We start from the raw sequence: 2307 nt of genomic DNA, 5'->3' as shown, positions 1-2307 counted from the left end.
GTTGCTTGATTGCAGTTTAAAGTCCTTCGGAAAACTCAATGTGCCTCTTGGGGTTAGGCTCACACTGCCGATGAACTTGGTGCTTCCTAAATCCAAAGCAATCCACTCGCTGTTTAACTCACCGCTACGAGGTACACTTGACCATACGGTGCTCGGATTGTTATCCGTTACTTTGTACGCTTCCCAACCAGCTATATTCGACGATGCAAAAGCTCTGTAACTTGTTTTAATTTTCCTCGAAATATTTCCATTAAAGTCGTATTGATAATTCAAAAAATCTCCCGAAGGAAGCAAGCTATAACTTAACCATCCTGAATTGTCGTAAAAATAACTATAGCCTCCGGTATCCACGCTATTTGAGGATTGATTAGGAATTACATCAGCAGATGGACTCGTTGAATGATTTAATGTTTGGAAAATACTTGGGGTAACAGACTGATAAGGACTATCCAATGATAGTAGTGGAGATGATGCATTAACACCTCCAAACGGTATTAATGATAGTAAAACTGTACTTACTACTAAAGTTGAAATCTTCTTTCTCCATCTCCAATGCATAGATTGACTCCTTTTCGGTAATATACGACAATTCTTACAGTAACACTTATGGATAATGTCTTCCATGGTTTTTTCACCGAAATAAGTTTAAATAAACAAAATTTGCTTGGCTCTTCGCTCTACTGGGTGGGTACAATGCAAAATGTTAGTTTCATAACCCCTTCCGCCTTTAAGAGATTTTCAGATGTTGAACCAGCCGTCAAGTAGAGCGCTTGACTGCTGGTTCAACATCTGAAGCGGGGTCAGAAGGCGGTAAGGGGATTTATGCTCGTCGTGCCGCGAGCTCCGGAAGAGGATGATTATGTGCAAAGGGAATGAGATAAGATGCTCGCAACTAAACAGTATGTCATTCCGGCAACTGAGAGTGTAAGGATAATAAAAAAAACTGGTAACGTGCCAGTTTACATAAAATTGTTTTACGGTATGACTAGCCGCTTAAGAAAGGGGGAGGCATTTGAACCTCACTTTGTTGATTGGTCTTCCAATTCTAAATATAATGTATCTTATTAATAACTATATTGTGGGTTACAATTCTAAAACATCTATGTATTTGGCTTTAATTTTTAATATTTTAGTTTTTTTATTTTCGTTATATGTTATTGGATTTTCATATCAACTACTCATTGAAGTGTTAATATTTGTTGCTCTTTATGGATGGATTATAAAAACAAAAAGTTAAATAATCTCTATGGAAACACAATGTTACTAACACTTGAATTGAGTTTCCTTTTTTTATGCTCTGTACTATCGTTGTTGTAGAGTCTGGTCCTATTCGAAATATTACATATGGACTCGTAGCCCCGGGATATGTTGGTGCGCCAAGAGCCCAAGAGTTTTTGATCTTTTAAGTGGAAATGGTATGTAAACTTTAAATGATAAGCCTTATTTTGCCTCGTCGTCGGATAAGAGAACAAAACTTAGAGGGGAATTGAATGAGCCCTTTATCATTAGTCGGTATTATCTCGATTATTTCAGGAATAGTTCAGATAACTTTCCCTGATTTTTTATTAAAAATAAGGAGGTCAAGGGTTAGTCGCAATGGGATTATATACGGCGGCTATATGGGGATTATTGTGGGCATATTAATAATAATATTTGATATTTTTATAATTTAAATGATTCACTACTTCCACCACAATGCGACTTGAACTCGTATTGTGGTTTTCTTTGTTATGGTCTTATGACCCCCTCTGCCCTCGCGCATTATGCATCGCTCATACATCGGGTGGGGGAGAATGAGATTTGGAAAAGGTCTAAAGTTACTTTCAAAAAAAGTAATTAACCAACTAACAAAATGAGCCTCTTCCCAAGATAGGCATCTATCCGTTTGTTTTTGGTTCGCACACTATTTATTTTTCAAAACTCCTTTGTATACAGCAATAATTAACGAAGGTATAATTTAACAGCGGGAAAAAGCTCCTATACAGAAATAGAATTTATTGGAGGTACTATGCTGAAGAAAATCATATCCATCTTCTTAAGTGCTATGTTTTTGATTACACTCATTGCTCCAATTACGGTAGCAAACGTGGCCACAAAGTATTTTTACGATAAAAACGGTAGGCTAATTGAAGCGAATGATTTTAACGGTGCTGTTGAATATCAGTATGATGCAATAGGAAACTTGGTAAGCAAAAGTAAAACAAATAACTTATTGGTTAATTCCAGTTTTGAGATTGTAACGGGAACTAACGGAACAGCAGATGGATGGGACAAATGGAAGGATACGGGGACGGACGGTTTGCAGAT

General features: G+C 37.0%; 2 protein-coding genes. One reads left to right on the top strand and one right to left on the bottom strand.

Features of this window, described 5'->3' with window-relative positions:
• Window positions 1-558: discoidin domain-containing protein (locus PEL01S_RS34110; RefSeq protein ID WP_164824386.1), on the bottom strand; the 558-nt coding region annotated here is incomplete at its 3' end.
• Window positions 559-2008: 1450 nt separating this feature from the next.
• Between PEL01S_RS34110 and PEL01S_RS34105 the strand changes: the two genes are divergently transcribed.
• A partial coding sequence (locus tag PEL01S_RS34105) for an RHS repeat domain-containing protein (protein WP_164824385.1) occupies window positions 2009-2307 on the top strand: 299 nt, incomplete at its 3' end.

Source organism: Paenibacillus elgii NBRC 100335, from assembly GCF_004000865.1.
Taxonomy (GTDB): domain Bacteria; phylum Bacillota; class Bacilli; order Paenibacillales; family NBRC-103111; genus Paenibacillus_G; species Paenibacillus_G elgii.
Note: the sequence above shows the minus strand (reverse complement) of the source record. Positions and strands in the feature narration are given on the sequence as shown.